This window comes from Actinomycetospora sp. NBC_00405 (assembly GCF_036044095.1).
Taxonomy (GTDB): Bacteria; Actinomycetota; Actinomycetes; order Mycobacteriales; family Pseudonocardiaceae; genus Actinomycetospora; species Actinomycetospora callitridis.
In genome coordinates this window covers 4,470,406-4,486,765 of sequence record NZ_CP107938.1, presented here as the reverse complement: position 1 = coordinate 4,486,765, position 16,360 = coordinate 4,470,406, and the positions used below count along the sequence as shown (strand labels likewise).

The following is a 16,360-nucleotide window of genomic DNA, read 5'->3' as shown; positions in this document are numbered from 1 at the left end:
GAAGAACCCGTGTCAGGCGCGGACGGGCATCGCGATGTGTCCGGCGGCCGCCTCGCGGGCGATATCGGTGCGGTGGTGGCCACCGGGCAGGCGCACCGCCGCGAGGCGTTCGTAGGCGTCGCGGCGGGCGGCGTCGAGGTCCTCGCCCGTCCCGACCACCGACAGGACGCGGCCGCCGCTCGAGACCACGGCCCCGTCGTCGCGTCGCCGGGTCCCCGCGTGCAGCACGCCCGGTCCGTCGGCGCCCTGCAGGACGTCGCCGGTCCGGACCGAGCCCGGGTAGCCCTCGGCCGCCACGACGATCGTCACGGCGGCGCCCTCCGCCCAGGTCAGGGGCGGTTCGCCGGCCAGCTGGCCGGTGGCGGCGGCCGACAGGAGACGCGCCGTGGAGCTGCGTAGGAGGGCGAGCACGACCTGGGTCTCGGGGTCGCCGAAGCGGCAGTTGAACTCGATCACCTGCGGGCCCGCCGAGGTCAGCGCGAGCCCGGCGTAGAGCAGGCCGGAGAACGGGGTGCCGCGGGCGGCGAGCTCGGTGACGACGGGGGTGACGAGGCGCTCGACGATGTCGTCGACGAGGCCCGCAGGCGCCCAGGGCAGGGGGGCGTAGGCGCCCATGCCGCCGGTGTTGGGGCCGGCATCGTCGTCGCCGAGTCGCTTGAAGTCCTGGGCGGGCAGCAGCGGGACGACCGTCGTGCCGTCGACGACGCAGAACAGCGAGGCCTCGGGACCGTCGAGGAACGACTCGAGGAGCACGGGGTGCCCGCCCTCGAGCACGGCGGCGGCGTGGCGGCGCGCGGCGTCGAGGTCCTCGGTGACGAGGACGCCCTTGCCGGCGGCGAGCCCGTCGTCCTTGACGACGTACGGCGGGTCGAAGCGGGCGAGCGCGGCGTCGAGGTCGCCGGGGTTGTCGACCACTTCGCTGCGCGCGGTGGGCACGCGGGCGGTGGTCATGACGTCCTTGGCGAACGCCTTCGAGCCCTCGATGCGCGCCGCGGCGGCGCTCGGTCCGAAGCAGGGGACGCCGGCGTCGCGCAGCGCGTCGCCGACGCCCGCGACGAGCGGGGCCTCGGGGCCGACGACGACGAGGTCGGCGCGCCACTCACGGGCCAGGGCGACGACCTGCCCGCCGGAGGTGGGGTCGGCGAGGCCCGGGTGCTCGGCGAGCGCGGCCGTGCCGGCGTTGCCGGGGGCGGCGGCGAGGGCCGTCACCTCGGGATCGCCGGCGAGGGCGAGGAGGAGGGCATGCTCGCGGGCTCCGGAGCCGATGACCAGGACGCGCACGGGCGCCACGCTACGGGTGCACGGTGCGCGCCGACGATGTGGCTTTCCTGGCGTCCAGTGCCAGCGTGGACGCAGGGCTTGCACCCGCGGTGCACCAGCAGTTCACCGCACCGTCGGAGGGCGAGGTGGCGGCGAGGGCGCGGGGCGGGCGAGGATGCGCAGCGATGTACACGCCGGGGTGGGTGCCGTCCGCGTTGTCCCGCCGGAGCGCGCTGTGGGGAGGCCTCGCCGCGGCCGGGGCGCTCGCCGCCGGGTGCTCGAACACCCCCGTCACCGGCCCCGCACCGCCGCCGACCGGGACGCCCGCCCCGTCACCGACGCCGACGCCCGCCCCCACCGCGCCGGCGCCGACGGGCCCGCCGCGGGTCCTGGTCGTCGGGCATCGCGGCGCCTCCGGGTACCGGCCCGAGCACACGCTCGCGGCCTACGAGCTCGCGATCCGGATGGGTGCCGACGCCGTCGACGTCGACCTCGTGCCCACCCGCGACGGCGCGCTCGTCGCGCGCCACGAGCCCGAGATCGGCGGGACCACCGACGTCGCCGAGCGCCCCGAGTTCGCCTCGCGCCGCACCACCAAGCAGATCGACGGCACCACCTACACCGGCTGGTTCACCACCGACTTCACGCTCGCCGAGATGCGCACGCTGCGCGCGAAGGAGCGCATCCCGCAGACGCGCCCGCACAACACGCTCTACGACGGCCGGTTCCCGCTGGTGACGTTCGACGAGGTCCTCGACCTGCTCGACCGCCTCGTCCTCGAGCTGCGCCGCCCGGTCGGCGTGCTGCCCGAGGTCAAGCACTCCACCTACTTCGCGAGCCTCGGCCTGCCGGTGGAGCCCGGGCTGGTCGAGACCCTGCGCCGGCGGGGCCGTGACGGCGCGGACTCCGGGGTGATCATCCAGTCGTTCGAGACCGCCAACCTCCGGGCGCTGAGGACGCAGGTCGCCTGTCCGCTCCTGCAGCTCGTCGACGCCGCCGGCACCCGGCCCGCCGACCTCGTGGCCGCGGGCGACCCGCGCACCTCGGAGGCCCTGGTGACCCCGCAGGGCCTGCGGGAGATCGCCGGCTACGCGACCTGGCTCGGCCCGACCAAGGAACTGATCATCCCGCTCGGGCCGGACGACGCCGCAGGCGCGCCGACGTTTCTGGTCCGCGACGCGCAGGCGGCGAACCTGCGGGTCATGCCCTACACGTTCCGCAACGAGAACGAGTTCCTGCCCGCGGGGCGGCGACGGGGCGGACCAGCCGCGCCCGCGGACACCTACGGCGACGCGTTCGGCGAGTACCGGCAGTACGTCGCGCTGGGCGTCGACGCCGTCTTCAGCGACGACCCCGACACCGCGCTGGCCGCGGTGACGACCTAGGGCGCCAGCCGGCGGTCGATGTAGCACCAGCGCCACGTCTCGTTCGGCTCGTGCGAGCGCATGACCGCGTGGCCGGTGTCCTCGTGGTGCTTCGAGGCGTGGCGGTACGGGCTGGAGTCGCAGCAGGCGACGTGCCCGCAGTCGAGGCACTTCCGCAGGTGCGCCCACGCCGTGTAGCCCTCGGCCCGGCAGTCCGGGCAGATCAGCGCCTCGCCCTCGCTCGCCACGGCGCTCGGAGCCGGGTCCGTGGCGATGCCCTCGGGACCGATGGTCAACAGGTGTTCGCAGGCTCCCACCCGGACCAGTCTACTGGCCGACGTCCCTCGTCACGGTCTCGTCGCGTCCCGGACCGACGCCGATCGCCGAGACCGGCGCCCCGGAGAGCTGCTCGATCCGCTCGACGTAGTCGCGCGCCTTGGCCGGCAGGTCGGCGAAGGAGCGGCAGGCCGAGATGTTCTCGAACCAGCCCGGCATCGTCTCGTACACCGGCACCGCGGTGGTGACGTCGGCCTGGGTCATCGGCATCTCGTCGACCCGCTGCCCGTCGACCTCGTAGCCCACGCAGATCGGCACGTTCTCCAGACCGGAGAGGACGTCGAGCTTGGTGAGGAACAGGTCGGTGATCCCGTTGACCCGCACCGCGTACCGGGCGATCACGGCGTCGAACCAACCGCAGCGCCGACTGCGCCCCGTGGTCACGCCGAACTCCCCGCCGGTCTTGCGCAGGTACTCGCCGTCGGCGTCGAAGAGCTCGGTCGGGAACGGGCCGGAGCCGACCCGCGTCGTGTAAGCCTTGAGGATCCCGATCACGCGGCTGATGCGCGTCGGGCCGATCCCCGAGCCCGCCGCGGCGCCGCCGGCCGTCGGGCTCGACGACGTCACGAACGGATAGGTCCCGTGGTCGACGTCGAGCAGCGTGCCCTGCGAGCCCTCGAGCAGGACGGTCTCGTCGCGCTCGAGGGCCTGGTGCAGCGCGAGGCGGGTGTCGGCGATGCGGTGGGCGAAGCCCTCGGCGTGTCCGAGCACGGTGTCGGCGACCTCGTCGACGTCCAGCGCGCGCCGGTTGTAGATCTTGACCAGGATCTGGTTCTTGAGCTCGAGCGCCGCCTCGACCTTCTCGCGCAGCAGCTTCTCGTCGAGCAGGTCCTGCATCCGCACGCCGACGCGCGCGACCTTGTCCTGGTAGGCCGGGCCGATGCCGCGTCCCGTGGTGCCGATCCGGGACTTGCCCAGGAAGCGTTCGGTGACCTTATCGATCGCCACGTGGTACGGCATGATCACGTGCGCGTCGGCGGAGATCAGCAGCTTGCCGGTGTCGACGCCCTTGCCCTCGAGCTCGGCGAGCTCCTCGAGCAGGACGCCCGGGTCGACCACGACGCCGTTGCCGATCACGTTGGTGACACCCGGCGTCAGGATCCCCGACGGGATGAGGTGCAGCGCGAAGTTCTTGCCGTCGGGGAGGACGACGGTGTGCCCCGCGTTGTTGCCACCCTGGTAACGCACGACCCACTGGACCTGCTCACCGAGGATGTCGGTGGCCTTGCCCTTGCCCTCGTCACCCCACTGGGCGCCGATGAGGACGATGGCCGGCATGTCAAACTCCCTGGCGTCGACTCCGTTGGTCGCACGGGAGTGCGGGCCGCCCCGTGCAGCGAAAGGGTAGTCCACGCGTGTGCAGCGGCTCGTCCTCACGGGGTCCCTGGTGCGCGTGATGACCTGCGGGGACTCCGCCCGGGCCCGCTGGGCGCCCTGGCTGCCCGCCCACGGCACCCCGCGACACGACCTCCCCGACCTCCCCGCGCGCGCCGACGTCGACCCGGTGCTCGCCGACGTCCCGGCCGGCGGACGCCTCGCGGTGGCGGGTGACGACGCGGCGCTCGCCGCCGTCCTCGTGCGCCTGCTGCGCCGCGAGCGCCTCGACGTCGCCGTCGCCCTGCTCCCCGCGCCCGGCTCCGCCGCGGCCGGCACCTGGGGTGTCCCGACCGACCCCGCGACCGTGGTCGCCCTCGCTCGCGACGGCGTCGCGCACCCGGCGCCGCTGGTCCGCGACGACCACGGCGGCCTCGTCGCCGGACGCCACGCGACCGGACCGTTCCACGGCGAGGTCTACTGCGACGAGCACCTCGTCGCGCGCGGCGACGCCGAGAGTCTGGTCGTCGTCCCGGATCCCGGCGGCGGCGTGACCGTGACCGTCACCGGCCCGCGCCGGCTCGCCGGGCTGCGCGCGGGGCACGTCACGACGCTCTCGGGCCGCGCCGTGCAGCTCGGCTGCCGCCTGCCCGTGTCCGTGGTCCGCGACGGGGTCCCCGGTGACCGGCCCGTGGCTCGGCGCAGCTGGTACCGGCACACGCAGGACTGGCTGCTGGTCAGACCTCGGGCGGCGTCAGCGGGACGGTGACGACGAGGACCTCGTCGAGCCCCTCGGACGCGTGCTCGACCCGCCGCCGCTCGGCGTCCACCGCCGCGGCCTCGCGGTCGAACGGGCCGAACGCGTCGGTCTCGCCGGTGACCGGATCGGCCACCAGCACGACCCAGGCCACGGGACCCGGTTCCGCGTGCCCGGGCTCGGCCGGTCCCGGGCCGCCGCTGCGCGACACGTCGACCACGCCGCGAAACTACCCCCGGGCGCGCCGGCGCCTGCGGGGACACGGCGCAGCGGGTGACCGGCGACGTTCCCCCGACCCAGGGGTAGCGCACCGATCGATCGACCGATCGACTTCTCTGCGCGACCGGCCAACGACCGTCCGTGCACACTCATGCCGATCACGCATGGGTCCCGGAGGCCCGGGTACACAGCCTCCATGCTGGCGGTGGTCATCCTCGTTCCGATCGCGATCATGGTTCTGGCCTGTGTGCTCGAGCGGTTCGAGGCCCGGGCCGTGCCCACCGCCCGAGCCCCCCGCACCTCGCGCGCCGGCCTCCGCACCCCGGCCACCACCCCCGCGGCGCCCCTGCAGCTGGTGCCCGGCTCGGCCGACGACGGCGAGCAGGACGTGCTGCCCGAGTCGGCGGCAACGCCCTCGGGGCCCCTGCGCCGCGCGTCCTGAGCAGACCCGCCCGGACACCACGCCGCCCAGGTCCCGCCAGCTCAGCCCTCGTCGAAACCCGGGCGCATCCGCGCCGTCGCCGCCACCGCGTCGTCCCGCTCCATCCCGGTCGCCCCCAGCAGGTCCACGAGCATCGAGCGCAGCTGCGCCAGCACCACCTCCGCCGAGTAGCCCCCGCCCTGCGCCGGCACCAGCGCGGCGGTGTCGAGCAGGTCGCTGCGGGCCCCGTCGGTGGACTCGCCCGTGGTCAGCTCCTGACGCAGGACCGCGACGGCCTCGGCGAGCCGGCGCATCACCAGCACGAGATCGGGATCGGGCTCCTCGCCGTCGAGCACCGAGGCGTGCCCGCGCCGCGCGAGCACCCGGGCGTTGCGCAGCGCCAGGTCCACCGGCCGGATCGCGGTGCGCAGCCGCGCCAGCTCCCCGCGGTGCCGGCGGCGCAGCGGGGCGATGGTCGTGATCTCGAAGCCGGCGTCGACGGCGTCGATCAGCGTGTCGACGCGCTTCTGGGTGGCCCGCGCCCGCTCGAGGACCGCCGCGGCGGCGTCGCCGTCGTGCGCGTCGAGGGCGTCGGCGGTGCCGACCAGCACCGCCTCGAGCTCCTCGAGCAGCTCGGTGAGGCCACGGCGCGCGCGGGTCAGGGGGTGGGACGGCAGCGTCGCCGCCATCGCCAGCCCGATGGCGGCCCCGATGAGCGTGTCGATCCACCGGGAGAACGCCGCCATGGTGCCCGGCGGCTGCAGGGTCGCCACCAGCACGGCCGACACCGCGGCCTGGTTGAGCAGCAGGGCACCGACGTCGAAGAGCAGCGCCGCCAGCAGCGCGAGCCCCACCACGACGCTGATCTGCCACCAGCCGGGGCCGATGAGCACGACGATGAGGTCGCCGACGGCCACGCCGACGCTGACCCCGACGGCGAGCTCCACCGAGCGCCGTAGCCGGTTGGTGACCCCCACGCCCAGGACGAGGACGCAGGCGATGGGCGCGAAGAACGGCACCGGGTGGCCGAACAGGTCGCGCGCGACGAGGTAGGCGAGGCCGGCCGCGAGCGCGCACTGCAGCACCGGCAGCCCGGAGTCGCGCAGCCGCCGCACCCGCGTGCCGGCGACCCGGCGCAGACGGTCGACAGCGGAGGCAGCGGCCACGGCGCGACTCCGGGGCCCGTCAGTCCGCGAGGCCGAGCAGCTCGACCGCCGAGGGGTCGCAGTCGGCGACGAGCTGCACGCAGCGCTCGACCTCGTCGGCCTCGCCGATCGCCTTCGCGGCACGCGCCAGCGCGGCGACGGAGCGCAGGAAGCCCTGGTTGGGCTCGTGGTCCCACGGCACGGGGCCGAAGCCCTTCCAGCCGTTGCGGCGGAGCTGGTCGAGGCCGCGGTGGTAGCCGGTGCGGGCGAAGGCGTACGCCGTGACGTGCTCGCCGGCCGCCTCGGCGCGCTCGGCGAGCGCCGCCCAGCCCGCGCTGTAGGTCGGGTGGTCGGCGACGACGGCCGCCGGGTCCTCGCCCGCGGCGAGGCGCGAGGCGGGTTCGGGGGACTCGGGGAGGTAGGTGGGCTGGGGTCCGAGCAGGTTGTAGCCAAGAGGATCGTCGGAGTGCGCCGCGCCGGGCCCGGTCGGGATGGTCATGGACTCCATCATCCGCCCGGGCCCACCGCGCTCAGCGGCCCAGGGTCTGCCCGGTGGAGCGCAGGTTCTCGCAGGCGGTGACGACGCGCGCGCCCATGCTCTTCTCGGCTTCCTTGAGGTAGCTGCGCGGGTCGTAGACCTTCTTGTTGCCGACCTCGCCGTCGATCTTCAGCACGCCGTCGTAGTTCGCGAGCATGTGCCCGGCGATCGGGCGCGTGAACGCGTACTGGGCGTCGGTGTCGACGTTCATCTTGATGACGCCGTAGTCGAGCGCCTCGTGGATCTCCTCGAGCAGCGAGCCGGACCCGCCGTGGAAGACCAGGTCGAACGGCTTGGAGCCCTCGGGGAGCCCGAGCTTGCGCGCCGCGACCTCCTGGCCCTCCTTGAGCACCGAGGGCTTGAGCTTGACGTTGCCCGGCTTGTAGACGCCGTGCACGTTGCCGAAGGTGGCCGCGAGCAGGTAGCGGCCCTTCTCGCCGCCTCCGAGGGCGTCGACGGTGTGCTCGTAGTCGCCCGCGGCGGTGTAGAGCTTGTCGTTGATGTCGTTGGCGACGCCGTCCTCCTCGCCGCCGACGACGCCGATCTCCACCTCGAGGATGATCTTGGCCTTGGCCGCCTCGGCCAGCAGCTCCTGGGCGATCTCGAGGTTCTCGTGCAGCTCCACCGCCGAGCCGTCCCACATGTGGGACTGGAACAGCGGGTTCTGCCCGGCGTTCACGCGGTCCTGGCTGATCGCGATCAGCGGGCGGACGAAGGCGTCGAGCTTGTCCTTCGGGCAGTGGTCGGTGTGCAGCGCGACGTTGATCGAGTACTTGTCGGCGACGACGTGCGCGAACTCGGCCAGGGCGCTGGAGCCGGTGACCATGTCCTTCACCGACTGGCCCGACCCGAACTCCGCGCCGCCCGTCGAGAACTGGATGATCCCGTCGCTCTCGGCCTCGGCGAAGCCGCGCAGCGCCGCGTTGATGGTCTCCGAGGACGTGCAGTTGATGGCCGGGAAGGCGAAGGCGTTGGCCTTCGCGCGGTCCAGCATCTCGTTGTAGACCTCGGGGGTCGCGATGGGCATCGTCGTGTCTCCCAGGAGTTTCTCGACGCGGTCGGTGCAGGGCGGCCGACCGGCGGACTGGCGCGCAGTATGACTCAGGCGAGCGCCCCGGCGCTGGGTCTCCAGGGTGTGACCCGACCGTCGTCGGTGAACGGGCCGGTGCACCCCGGTACTCGTCTTGGGCCACGCGGGTGACACGCCGGGGGTCGCTCCCCGGACCTCGTCCCCACCGGGAGCACGGGTGGTGAAGGGCTATCGTCGGAGACGTGGGCCACCCCGGGGAGAGTGCCGTCGAGCGCACGCTGGGCAGCCTGAGGGCGATCGATGCGGTCGCCCCGTCGGATGCCTCGGTGCACCATCCGTCGGCACCACCCGCGGCGCCGTACCGACCGGGCCCCCCGGCGCCGCACCCCGCCAGCGGGCCCGTCGCGACCCAGAACGAGCAGGCCCCGCGCACGCTCGAGGATCTCTACCGCGAGCACCGCATGCGGTTCGTCCGCCTCGCCGTCCTGCTCGTCGACGACCCCGCGACCGCCGAGGACGTGGTCCAGGAGGCGTTCACCGGCCTGCACCGGCACTGGAGCCGGCTGCGCGACGAGCACGCGGCGCTGGGCTACCTGCGCACAGCCGTGGTGAACGGCTCGCGCTCGGTGCTGCGGCGCCGGCGCACGGCCCGCGAGTACACCCCGCCCCACACGGCGGACGCACGGTCGGCGGAATCCCTGGCGATGCTCTCCACGGAGCACCAGGCCGTCGTGTCCGCCCTCGGGAAGTTGCCGCGCCGCCAGCGCGAGGTGCTGGTGCTGCGCTACTACGGCGGCCTGTCCGAGGCCGAGATCGCCGAGGCCACCGGCATCAGCAAGGGCACCGTGAAGTCGACGGCGAGCCGCGGCCTGGAGGCCATCGGCAAGCTCATGGGAGACGGCTAGGCCGTCGGCTGGGCCGTTCGGGGCCCCTCGGGCGGGCCTGGGTCGCGTCGGGGGGCGCGGCTACCATCGATCGGGATGGACGACGAGCGGCTGCTGTCGGAGGCCCTGCGCGCGCACGCCGCGGGCGGGGTCTCGTCCCCGGGCAGTGGCCCGGCCGCCCCGACCCCGGGTGCCGCCACCCCGTCGGACACCGCGTCCGACTCCTCCCGTCTGCGTGACCGTTTCCGCCCGCTCGGGCGCCGCCGCGGCGCCCCCGATACCCCTGTTGCCCCCGACGCCGAGGACGTGACCGCTCTGTCCGCCCGCCCCTCCGCGACTCCCCCGTTCCCGGCCGCCATGCGGGGCGCACCCCCTCCCGGAGCCCGCCCCGGGCCTCCCGCACCGACCGGACCCGCACCGACCGGACCCGCACCGACCGGTCCCGCACCGACCGGTCCCGCGCGTCCCTGGCCGCAGACCGGCCCCCGTCCCACGTCACGCCCGCCGGTCCCGCCCACCGGTCCGATGGGCCGTCCCGGCGTCCCGCAGCAGCGGCCCGCCCCGGGCACGGGAGCCACGACGGTCACCCCGACCGGCGCCGGGCGCCCGGTCGCGGACCAGGGCGGCGCGACGGGGTGGACGCCCGCACGGATCGCGTGGTGGTCGGCCGTCGCCCTGCTCGGCGGCGCCATCGTCGGCGCGCTCACGGCCGTCGGCACTCTCGCGCTGCCCGGCTGAGGACCGACCCCGGGACACGCCCGCGGGAGACCCCGAGGCTCGCGACGAGGCGCGCCGCGTACCATTTTGACACGTGTCGACCACTCTCGCCGCCGCGACGACCTCGGTGCAGGCCCTCGGACCGGAGTGGCTGGACCCGCAGTTCATCATCGAATGGCTGGGCCCGTGGGCCCTCGCGGGTGTGTGCCTGATCATCTTCGCCGAGTGCGGGCTGCTGGTCGGGTTCTTCCTCCCGGGCGACTCGCTGCTGTTCATCACCGGGCTCGCCGTGGTCACCGGCCTCATCGACACGCCGCTGTGGCTGGTCTGCGTCCTGCTCCTCGTCGCCGCGTTCCTGGGCAACGTCTGCGGCTACTACATCGGGCGCAAGGCCGGGCCGGCGATCTTCGACAAGCCGAACTCGCGGCTGTTCAAGCGCGAGAACGTCGACCGCACCCAGGCGTTCTTCGACAAGTACGGCAACCGCGCGATCGTGCTGGGCCGTTTCGTGCCCATCGTGCGCACGTTCATCACGGTCATGGCGGGCGTCGGGCGGATGGACGCCAAGCGGTTCTTCACGTTCTCCGCGATCGGCGGCGTCGCGTGGGCGGCCGGCGTGACGCTGCTCGGGGCGGCGCTCGGCCAGATCCAGTTCGTGCGGGACAACATCGAGATGATGCTGATCCTGGTCGTGCTCATCTCGGTGCTTCCGATCGTCTTCGAGGTGATCAAGGCCCGCCGGGAGAAGAAGGTCGGCGCCCAGGGCCTCGCCGAGGACGTCCTCGACGGCGCGAGCGAGGAGCCCACGCAGGTCATCGACACCCGGCGCACCGACCGCTAGGGCTCCGCGTGCGCGCGGATCCACGCGTGCATGGCGATCCCCGCGGCGACGCCGGCGTTGATGGAGCGCGTCGAGCCGAACTGGGCGATGGCCAGCACCTGGTCGGCGCCCGCCGCCGCCTCCGCGGTCAGCCCCACGCCCTCCTGGCCGAAGAGCAGCACGCAGCGCCGCGGCAGCACCGCGGTCTCCAGCGGCCTCGCCCCCGGCCCGTTGTCGACGGCGACCACCGCCAGGTCGTCGGCCCGCGCCCAGGCGAGCAGCGCCGCGACATCGGCGTGGTGGTGGACGTGCTGGTAGCGGTCGGTGACCATCGCGCCGCGCCGGTTCCAGCGCCGCCGCCCGACGACGTGCACCGCGGCCGCCGCGAACGCGTTGGCCGTGCGCACGATCGTGCCGATGTTCGCGTCGTGGTGGAGGTTCTCGATCGCGACGTGGAACGGGTGGCGGCGTCGGTCGAGGTCGGCGACGACGGCCTCGCGGCGCCAGTAGCGGTAGCGGTCGACGACGTTGCGCCGGTCGCCCTCGGCGAGCAGCTCCGGGTCGTAGCGGGGGTCGTCGGGCCACGCCGCGGGCCCGCCCGGCCACGGCCCGACGCCCACCGGCTCGGGGCCCGTGCGCCACTCGGTGGGGCCGGGCCCGTCCGGGTCGTCGGGGGTGGTCACAGCCCCAGGTCGGCCAGCCCGAGCAGCGATCGGCAGGCCAGGCCGCGGGCCTCGACGGCCTCGGTGGCGCCGGTGTCCCGGTCGACGACGGTGACGACCCCGACCACCTCGGCGCCGGTCTCCAGCAGCGCGTCGACGGCCGTGAGCACGCTGCCGCCGGTGGTCGAGGTGTCCTCGACGGCGAGCACCCGCCGGCCGACGACGTCGGGCCCCTCGATGCGCCGCTGCATCCCGTGGGTCTTCGCCGCCGAGCGCACGACGCACGCGTCGACGGGAGCGCCCGGGGCGTGCATCACAGCGAGGGCCACCGGGTCGGCGCCCAGGGTGAGCCCCCCGGCGGCGTCGTAGGTCCAGTCGGCGGTCAGCTCGCGCACCAGGCGCCCGATCAGAGGGCCTGCCTCGTGGTGCAGCGTGGCCCGGCGCAGGTCGACGTAGTAGTCGGCCTCGCGGCCCGAGGACAGCGTCACCCGCCCGTGCACGACGGCGAGCTCGGTGACCAGGGCGGCGAGCCGGGCGCGGGCGTCGGGGTCGACCGACGGAACGTCTGCGGCGCTCATCCGCGCCCCGACGCCGAGCGGGCGGCCAGGGCGCGCAGCAGCGCGCGCGGCATCACCCGCGTCACCCCGACGATCGTCTTGTACACCGCGCCCGGCACCGACACCGCCTTCCCTGCCTCGAGGTCCGCCATGCCCTGCGCGACGACCTCGTCCGCGTCCATCCACAGCCACTCCGGGCCGGAGCGCTCCTGGCCCAGCCGGGCGTGGAACTCGGTGCGCGTGTAGCCGGGGCACAGGGCCATCACCCGCACGCCGGTGTCGACCAGCGTCAGGGCGAGCGTGCGCGAGAGCGCCGTGACGTAGGACTTGCCGGCGCTGTACACCGAGCCGCGCCCGGGCAGGAACCCCGCGACGCTGGAGATGTTGACGATGTCCCCGCGTCCGCGGGCGACCATGCCGGGCAGCGCCGCGGCGGTCAGCTCGAGCACGGCGGCCATGTTGACCTCGTAGTTCGCGCGCAGCGCCGCCGGGTCGGTGTCGACGAACTCGCCGGCGGTGGCGAACCCTGCGTTGTTCACCAGCAGGTCGATCGGGCGCTCCGGGGCCGCGACGCGCTCGGCGACGCGGGCACGGCCGGCGGCGTTCGCGAGGTCGGCGACGAGCACGTCGACCCGCACCGCCTGCGCGCGCAGCCGGTCGGCGACCTCCTCGAGGCGGATCGCGTCGCGGGCGACGAGGACGAGGTCGTGGCCCGCGGACGCGAGGTGCTCGGCGTACGTGGCCCCGATGCCGGAGCTGCCGCCGGTGACCAGCGCCGTGCCGGCCGGGCGCGCGCCCCGGGGCCCGCGCCGGCCCCGCAGCGCCTGGGGCAGGGATCCGCGCCGCAGGCCGGCGGCGACCCGCACCGCGGGGAACGGCACGAGCCGGGAGACGCCCACCAGGGCCCGCGGGCCGACACCGGGCACGCAGAGCGCCCGGCCCGCGGCGTGGTCGGCGAGCGCGGCGGCGGCCACCGCGTCCGCGTCGGGCGGTGCGACGTGCAGCGGCATCGCGCCGGCGAGGCGCCACCGCTCCTTCTCGACGTTCGGCGGCGTCGGGCACACCGTGGTCAGGGCGAGGCCGTCGCGGGAGAACGTGTGCGCCAGCGCCTCGGTCAGCATCCCGATGTAGGCCTGCGCGGCGCCGTCCAGCCCCGCGGGGCCGGGCACCGGCAGGTACCCCGCCGGGCCGGTGACGGTGATCGCCCCGCCGGGACCGGGATGGCGACGGGAGATCATCCCGGGCAGCGCGGCCCGCAGGAGCGCCAGCACGGCGCCGGCGCTGCGGTCGAGCGCGGCCCGGACCTCGGCGACGCCGGCCTCGGGCAGCGCGCGGGTGCTCGGCGGGGCGGGCCCGACGACGAGCAGGTCGATCGGGCGGGTGCCGGTGAGGAGCCGGCGCACGACGAGGTCGAGGTCGAGCTCGTCGGCGAGGTCGCCGGGCAGGACCTCGGGGCGCGATCCGGACGGCCCGGACAGCTCGCCGGCGAGCGCCTCGAGGGCGTCGCGCTCCCCGCCCGCGAGCACCAGCTCGTCGCCCGCGGCGTGCAGGCGGCGGACGAAGGCGCGTCCCAGGTCCGTGTCCGCACCGGTCACGAGGGTGCGGCGCGGGGTCGGTCCGGTCACCGCCCCGAGGACGAGCTGCTGCGGGCGCCGGGCCCGAACTCGTCGTCCTCGATGTCGTAGGGGATGTCCGCCGGGCGGTCACGGTGGGTCGGGCGCGGCTGGGACTCGGGCTCGGGCTCGGGCTGGGCGTCCACGGGCTCGGCGTCCACGGGCTCGGCGTCCACGGGCTCGGCGTCGCCCGGCGCGTCGTAGGCCCCGAAGCCGCCCTCGGACCAGCCGTCGCCGCGGTCGTGATCCGCGCCGCCGCCCGCCGCGTCCTCGAGCGCCACCGACACCTCGACGAGGGCCTGCAGCAGGTTCTGGACGCGATCGGGGTCCGCGCCGGGCTCGATGGTGGCGAGCACCCAGGTGTCCTCGGCCCACAGCAGCGGGACGTCCTCGCCGACGAGGTCGGCCGCGCGGGCGACGTCGGGAGTCACCAGCGGTCGCGCCTGCGCCACGGAGGTGACGAAGGCGTAGCGCTCGCCGACCTGGCCCAGCGAGTCGAGCCCCGCGTCGTCGGGCAGCGGCGCCGACGGGAGCCGCAGCTCGATCGCGACCGGCAGCGTCGCCACGCCGCGGACGGCGGCCACGATCCCGGTGACCTGGCCGGCCTGCTCGTGGTCGAAGACGTGCGCGAGGCGGCGGCCACCCGGCCCGGGCACTGCGCCGGTGGCGAGGTCGAGCGCGCGGCCGTGGCCGCCCTGGTGCACGGCGCCGTAGCGCCAGCGACTCGGCAGGACGGGGTCGACGTCGACGAACTCCCAGCTCTTCGCCTCCGCCCACCGACGCCGGTCGCGTCGGTGCCCGCCGGTGCGGGAGCGGTCGGAGAGCAAGAGCAGCGCCCCGCCGCCCGCGGCCAGCGCCGCGATGACGAACCAGACCCAGGCAGGCACGGGCCCGAGCCTACGACGCCCCCGTCCCCCCATCGTGCAGCACGTCACCGGCGCGCCGGAGGAGATGTGAGCGATGGTCGTGGCGACAGCCGCGGATGCCGCTCACACGGGAGCGCCGAAAGGGGTCGCGGCGCACGGATAGGCTCGATCGTCGTGAGTGCCACCCTGGTCGCGCGGGACCTCGCCGCCGCGCACGGTGCCCGGGTGCTGTTCACCGGCCTCGACCTCGTCGTCGCCCCCGGGGACGTCATCGGTCTCGTCGGCGTCAACGGCGCCGGGAAGTCGACGCTGCTGCGCCTGCTGGCCGGTCTGGCGGCGCCCGACCAGGGCTCGGTCGCCGTGTCGCCGGCGACGGCCAGCATCGGGCACCTGCCGCAGGAGACCGCTCGCGTGCCCGGCGAGACCGTGCGCGGGTTCGTCGGACGCCGCACCGGGGTCACCGCCGCGACGGCCACCCTGGAGTCCGCGACGACCGCGCTCTCCGAGGGCCTCCCGGGTGCCGACGACGCCTACGCCGTGGCCCTCGAGCGCTGGCTCGACCTCGGTGGCGCCGACCTCGAGGAGCGCACCGAGGAGGTCGCCGACGACCTGGGCCTCGCCACCGACCTGCTCGACGCGGAGATGACCTCCCTGTCGGGGGGCCAGGCCGCGCGGGCCAACCTCGCGTCGCTGCTGCTTGCGCGCTTCGACGTCTTCCTGCTCGACGAGCCCACCAACGACCTCGACCTCGCGGGCCTCGACCGGCTCGAGCGCTGGGTGCGCGAGCTGCGGGCGGGCACCGTGCTCGTCAGCCACGACCGCGAGTTCCTCGCCCGCACCGTCACCTCGGTGCTGGAGCTCGACCTCGCCCAGCAGGAGGTCACGCTCTACGGCGGCGGCTACGAGGCCTACCTGACCGAGCGGGAGACGGCCCGGCGGCACGCGCGCGAGGCCTACGAGGAGTACGCGGAGAAACGCGGCGAGCTGACCGCGCGGATGCAGACGCAGAAGCAGTGGGTGGAGAAGGGCGTGCGCAACGCCCGGAAGAAGGCGTCCGACCCGGACAAGCACGTCAAGCACTTCCGGGGCCAGACCTCGGAGAAGCAGGCCGCGAAGATCTCGCAGACGGAGCGGCGGATCGAGCGCATGGAGGTCGTCGAGGAGCCCCGCAAGGAGTGGGAGCTGCGGATGTTGATCGCGGCGGCCCCGCGGTCGGGCACGGTCGTCGCCACCCTCGACGGCGCCGTGGTCCGGCGGGGCGACTTCACCCTCGGCCCCGTCTCCCTCCGGCTCGACTACGCCGACCGCGTCGCCATCACCGGCGCCAACGGGTCCGGCAAGTCGACGCTGCTCGCCGTCCTGCTCGGGCGCCTCGCCCCGGACGAGGGGCGTGCCGCGCTGGGCTCGGGGGTCGTCGTCGGCGAGGTCGACCAGGCGCGCGGCCTCCTGTCGGGCGGCACGTCCCTGCTCGACGTGTTCTCCCGGGAGCCCGAGCTCGACCGCTGGCCCACCGCGGAGATCCGCACCCTGCTCGCGAAGTTCGGGCTCGGCTCCGAGCACGTGCTCCGGGGCGCGGACACCCTCTCGCCCGGGGAGCGGACCCGGGCCGCCCTCGCGCTGCTGCAGGCCCGCGGGGTGAACCTGCTCGTGCTCGACGAGCCGACCAACCACCTCGACCTCACGGCGATCGAGCAGCTCGAGACCGCGCTCGCGTCCTTCGAGGGCACGCTGCTGCTGGTCTCCCACGACCGGCGCCTGCTCGCGGGCGTCGCCACCACCCGCGGCTGGCACCTCGACGCCGGGCGCGTCGTCGAGGTCGACCGGCGTGGATGAGAGCACTCTCATCCGGGCGTCACC

Annotated in this window: 18 protein-coding genes; 7 read left to right on the top strand and 11 right to left on the bottom strand. The window is 75.1% G+C overall.

Annotation, left to right across the window (positions count from 1 at the left end):
- Nucleotides 1–12: 12 nt before the first annotated feature.
- Nucleotides 13–1,281, bottom strand: a complete 1,269-nt coding sequence (gene purD, locus OG774_RS22095) for a phosphoribosylamine--glycine ligase (RefSeq protein WP_328304384.1) — start codon at nucleotides 1,279–1,281, stop codon at nucleotides 13–15.
- 164 nt (nucleotides 1,282–1,445) lie between these two features.
- On the opposite strand from purD, the gene OG774_RS22090 reads away from it, so the two are divergent.
- Nucleotides 1,446–2,645 (top strand): glycerophosphodiester phosphodiesterase, encoded by a 1,200-nt coding sequence (locus OG774_RS22090; RefSeq protein ID WP_328304383.1) that lies wholly within the window; start codon nucleotides 1,446–1,448, stop codon nucleotides 2,643–2,645.
- Here OG774_RS22090 and OG774_RS22085 read toward each other — a convergent pair.
- Nucleotides 2,642–2,941 carry a UBP-type zinc finger domain-containing protein gene (locus OG774_RS22085; RefSeq protein ID WP_328304382.1) on the bottom strand — a complete coding sequence of 100 codons (300 nt, stop codon included), beginning with the start codon at nucleotides 2,939–2,941 and terminating at the stop codon, nucleotides 2,642–2,644. The two genes, OG774_RS22090 and OG774_RS22085, sit on opposite strands and share 4 nt — an antisense overlap.
- Before the next feature lie 10 nt (nucleotides 2,942–2,951).
- Nucleotides 2,952–4,238 (bottom strand): adenylosuccinate synthase, encoded by a 1,287-nt coding sequence (locus OG774_RS22080; protein WP_328304381.1) that lies wholly within the window; start codon nucleotides 4,236–4,238, stop codon nucleotides 2,952–2,954.
- A 79-nt stretch (nucleotides 4,239–4,317) separates the two neighbouring features.
- Between OG774_RS22080 and OG774_RS22075 the strand changes: the two genes are divergently transcribed.
- A complete protein-coding gene (locus tag OG774_RS22075) occupies nucleotides 4,318–5,043 on the top strand; it encodes a hypothetical protein (RefSeq protein WP_328304380.1) in 726 nt (241 codons plus the stop codon).
- Here the strand turns inward: OG774_RS22075 and OG774_RS22070 are convergent.
- On the bottom strand, nucleotides 5,012–5,251 hold the full coding sequence (locus OG774_RS22070; RefSeq protein WP_328304378.1) for a hypothetical protein: 240 nt from the start codon (nucleotides 5,249–5,251) through the stop codon (nucleotides 5,012–5,014). The genes OG774_RS22075 and OG774_RS22070 overlap by 32 nt on opposite strands.
- A 195-nt stretch (nucleotides 5,252–5,446) precedes the next feature.
- Between OG774_RS22070 and OG774_RS22065 the strand changes: the two genes are divergently transcribed.
- On the top strand, nucleotides 5,447–5,692 hold the full coding sequence (locus OG774_RS22065; RefSeq protein ID WP_328304376.1) for a hypothetical protein: 246 nt from the start codon (nucleotides 5,447–5,449) through the stop codon (nucleotides 5,690–5,692).
- Nucleotides 5,693–5,733: 41 nt separating this feature from the next.
- On the opposite strand, the gene OG774_RS22060 is transcribed toward OG774_RS22065, so the two are convergent.
- The 3 genes from OG774_RS22060 to fbaA are packed head-to-tail and all read right to left on the bottom strand — an operon-like array spanning nucleotide 5,734 to nucleotide 8,381.
- The gene (locus OG774_RS22060; RefSeq protein ID WP_328304374.1) at nucleotides 5,734–6,837 is read right to left on the bottom strand and encodes an FUSC family protein; all 1,104 of its coding nucleotides are present in this window, start codon (nucleotides 6,835–6,837) and stop codon (nucleotides 5,734–5,736) included.
- Between the two features lie 19 nt (nucleotides 6,838–6,856).
- Nucleotides 6,857–7,315, bottom strand: coding sequence for a DUF3151 domain-containing protein (locus OG774_RS22055; RefSeq protein ID WP_328304372.1), 459 nt, complete (start codon nucleotides 7,313–7,315; stop codon nucleotides 6,857–6,859).
- A gap of 31 nt (nucleotides 7,316–7,346) precedes the next feature.
- On the bottom strand, nucleotides 7,347–8,381 hold the full coding sequence (gene fbaA, locus OG774_RS22050) for a class II fructose-bisphosphate aldolase (protein ID WP_328304370.1): 1,035 nt from the start codon (nucleotides 8,379–8,381) through the stop codon (nucleotides 7,347–7,349).
- Between the two features lie 245 nt (nucleotides 8,382–8,626).
- On the opposite strand from fbaA, the gene OG774_RS22045 reads away from it, so the two are divergent.
- The 3 genes from OG774_RS22045 to OG774_RS22035 all read left to right on the top strand — a co-directional run bounded on the left by OG774_RS22045 (nucleotide 8,627) and on the right by OG774_RS22035 (nucleotide 10,826).
- Complete coding sequence (locus OG774_RS22045; protein WP_328304368.1) at nucleotides 8,627–9,289, top strand: SigE family RNA polymerase sigma factor; 663 nt, start codon at nucleotides 8,627–8,629, stop codon at nucleotides 9,287–9,289.
- A 75-nt stretch (nucleotides 9,290–9,364) separates the two neighbouring features.
- Nucleotides 9,365–10,006 (top strand): hypothetical protein, encoded by a 642-nt coding sequence (locus OG774_RS22040; protein WP_328304366.1) that lies wholly within the window; start codon nucleotides 9,365–9,367, stop codon nucleotides 10,004–10,006.
- Between the two features lie 73 nt (nucleotides 10,007–10,079).
- On the top strand, nucleotides 10,080–10,826 hold the full coding sequence (locus tag OG774_RS22035; RefSeq protein WP_328304364.1) for a DedA family protein: 747 nt from the start codon (nucleotides 10,080–10,082) through the stop codon (nucleotides 10,824–10,826).
- On the opposite strand, the gene OG774_RS22030 is transcribed toward OG774_RS22035, so the two are convergent.
- The 4 genes from OG774_RS22030 to OG774_RS22015 are packed head-to-tail and all read right to left on the bottom strand — an operon-like array spanning nucleotide 10,823 to nucleotide 14,524.
- Nucleotides 10,823–11,488, bottom strand: coding sequence for a TrmH family RNA methyltransferase (locus OG774_RS22030; protein ID WP_328304362.1), 666 nt, complete (start codon nucleotides 11,486–11,488; stop codon nucleotides 10,823–10,825). The two genes, OG774_RS22035 and OG774_RS22030, sit on opposite strands and share 4 nt — an antisense overlap.
- Nucleotides 11,485–12,045, bottom strand: coding sequence for an orotate phosphoribosyltransferase (pyrE, locus tag OG774_RS22025; protein ID WP_328304360.1), 561 nt, complete (start codon nucleotides 12,043–12,045; stop codon nucleotides 11,485–11,487). Before pyrE ends, OG774_RS22030 begins: the two co-directional genes overlap by 4 nt.
- The gene (locus tag OG774_RS22020) at nucleotides 12,042–13,649 is read right to left on the bottom strand and encodes an SDR family NAD(P)-dependent oxidoreductase (RefSeq protein WP_328304358.1); all 1,608 of its coding nucleotides are present in this window, start codon (nucleotides 13,647–13,649) and stop codon (nucleotides 12,042–12,044) included. Before OG774_RS22020 ends, pyrE begins: the two co-directional genes overlap by 4 nt.
- Nucleotides 13,646–14,524, bottom strand: a complete 879-nt coding sequence (locus tag OG774_RS22015; protein ID WP_328304356.1) for a hypothetical protein — start codon at nucleotides 14,522–14,524, stop codon at nucleotides 13,646–13,648. The genes OG774_RS22020 and OG774_RS22015 overlap by 4 nt, the downstream gene beginning before the upstream one ends.
- Before the next feature lie 153 nt (nucleotides 14,525–14,677).
- On the opposite strand from OG774_RS22015, the gene abc-f reads away from it, so the two are divergent.
- Complete coding sequence (gene abc-f / locus OG774_RS22010) at nucleotides 14,678–16,336, top strand: ribosomal protection-like ABC-F family protein (RefSeq protein WP_328304354.1); 1,659 nt, start codon at nucleotides 14,678–14,680, stop codon at nucleotides 16,334–16,336.
- Nucleotides 16,337–16,360 lie beyond the last annotated feature (24 nt).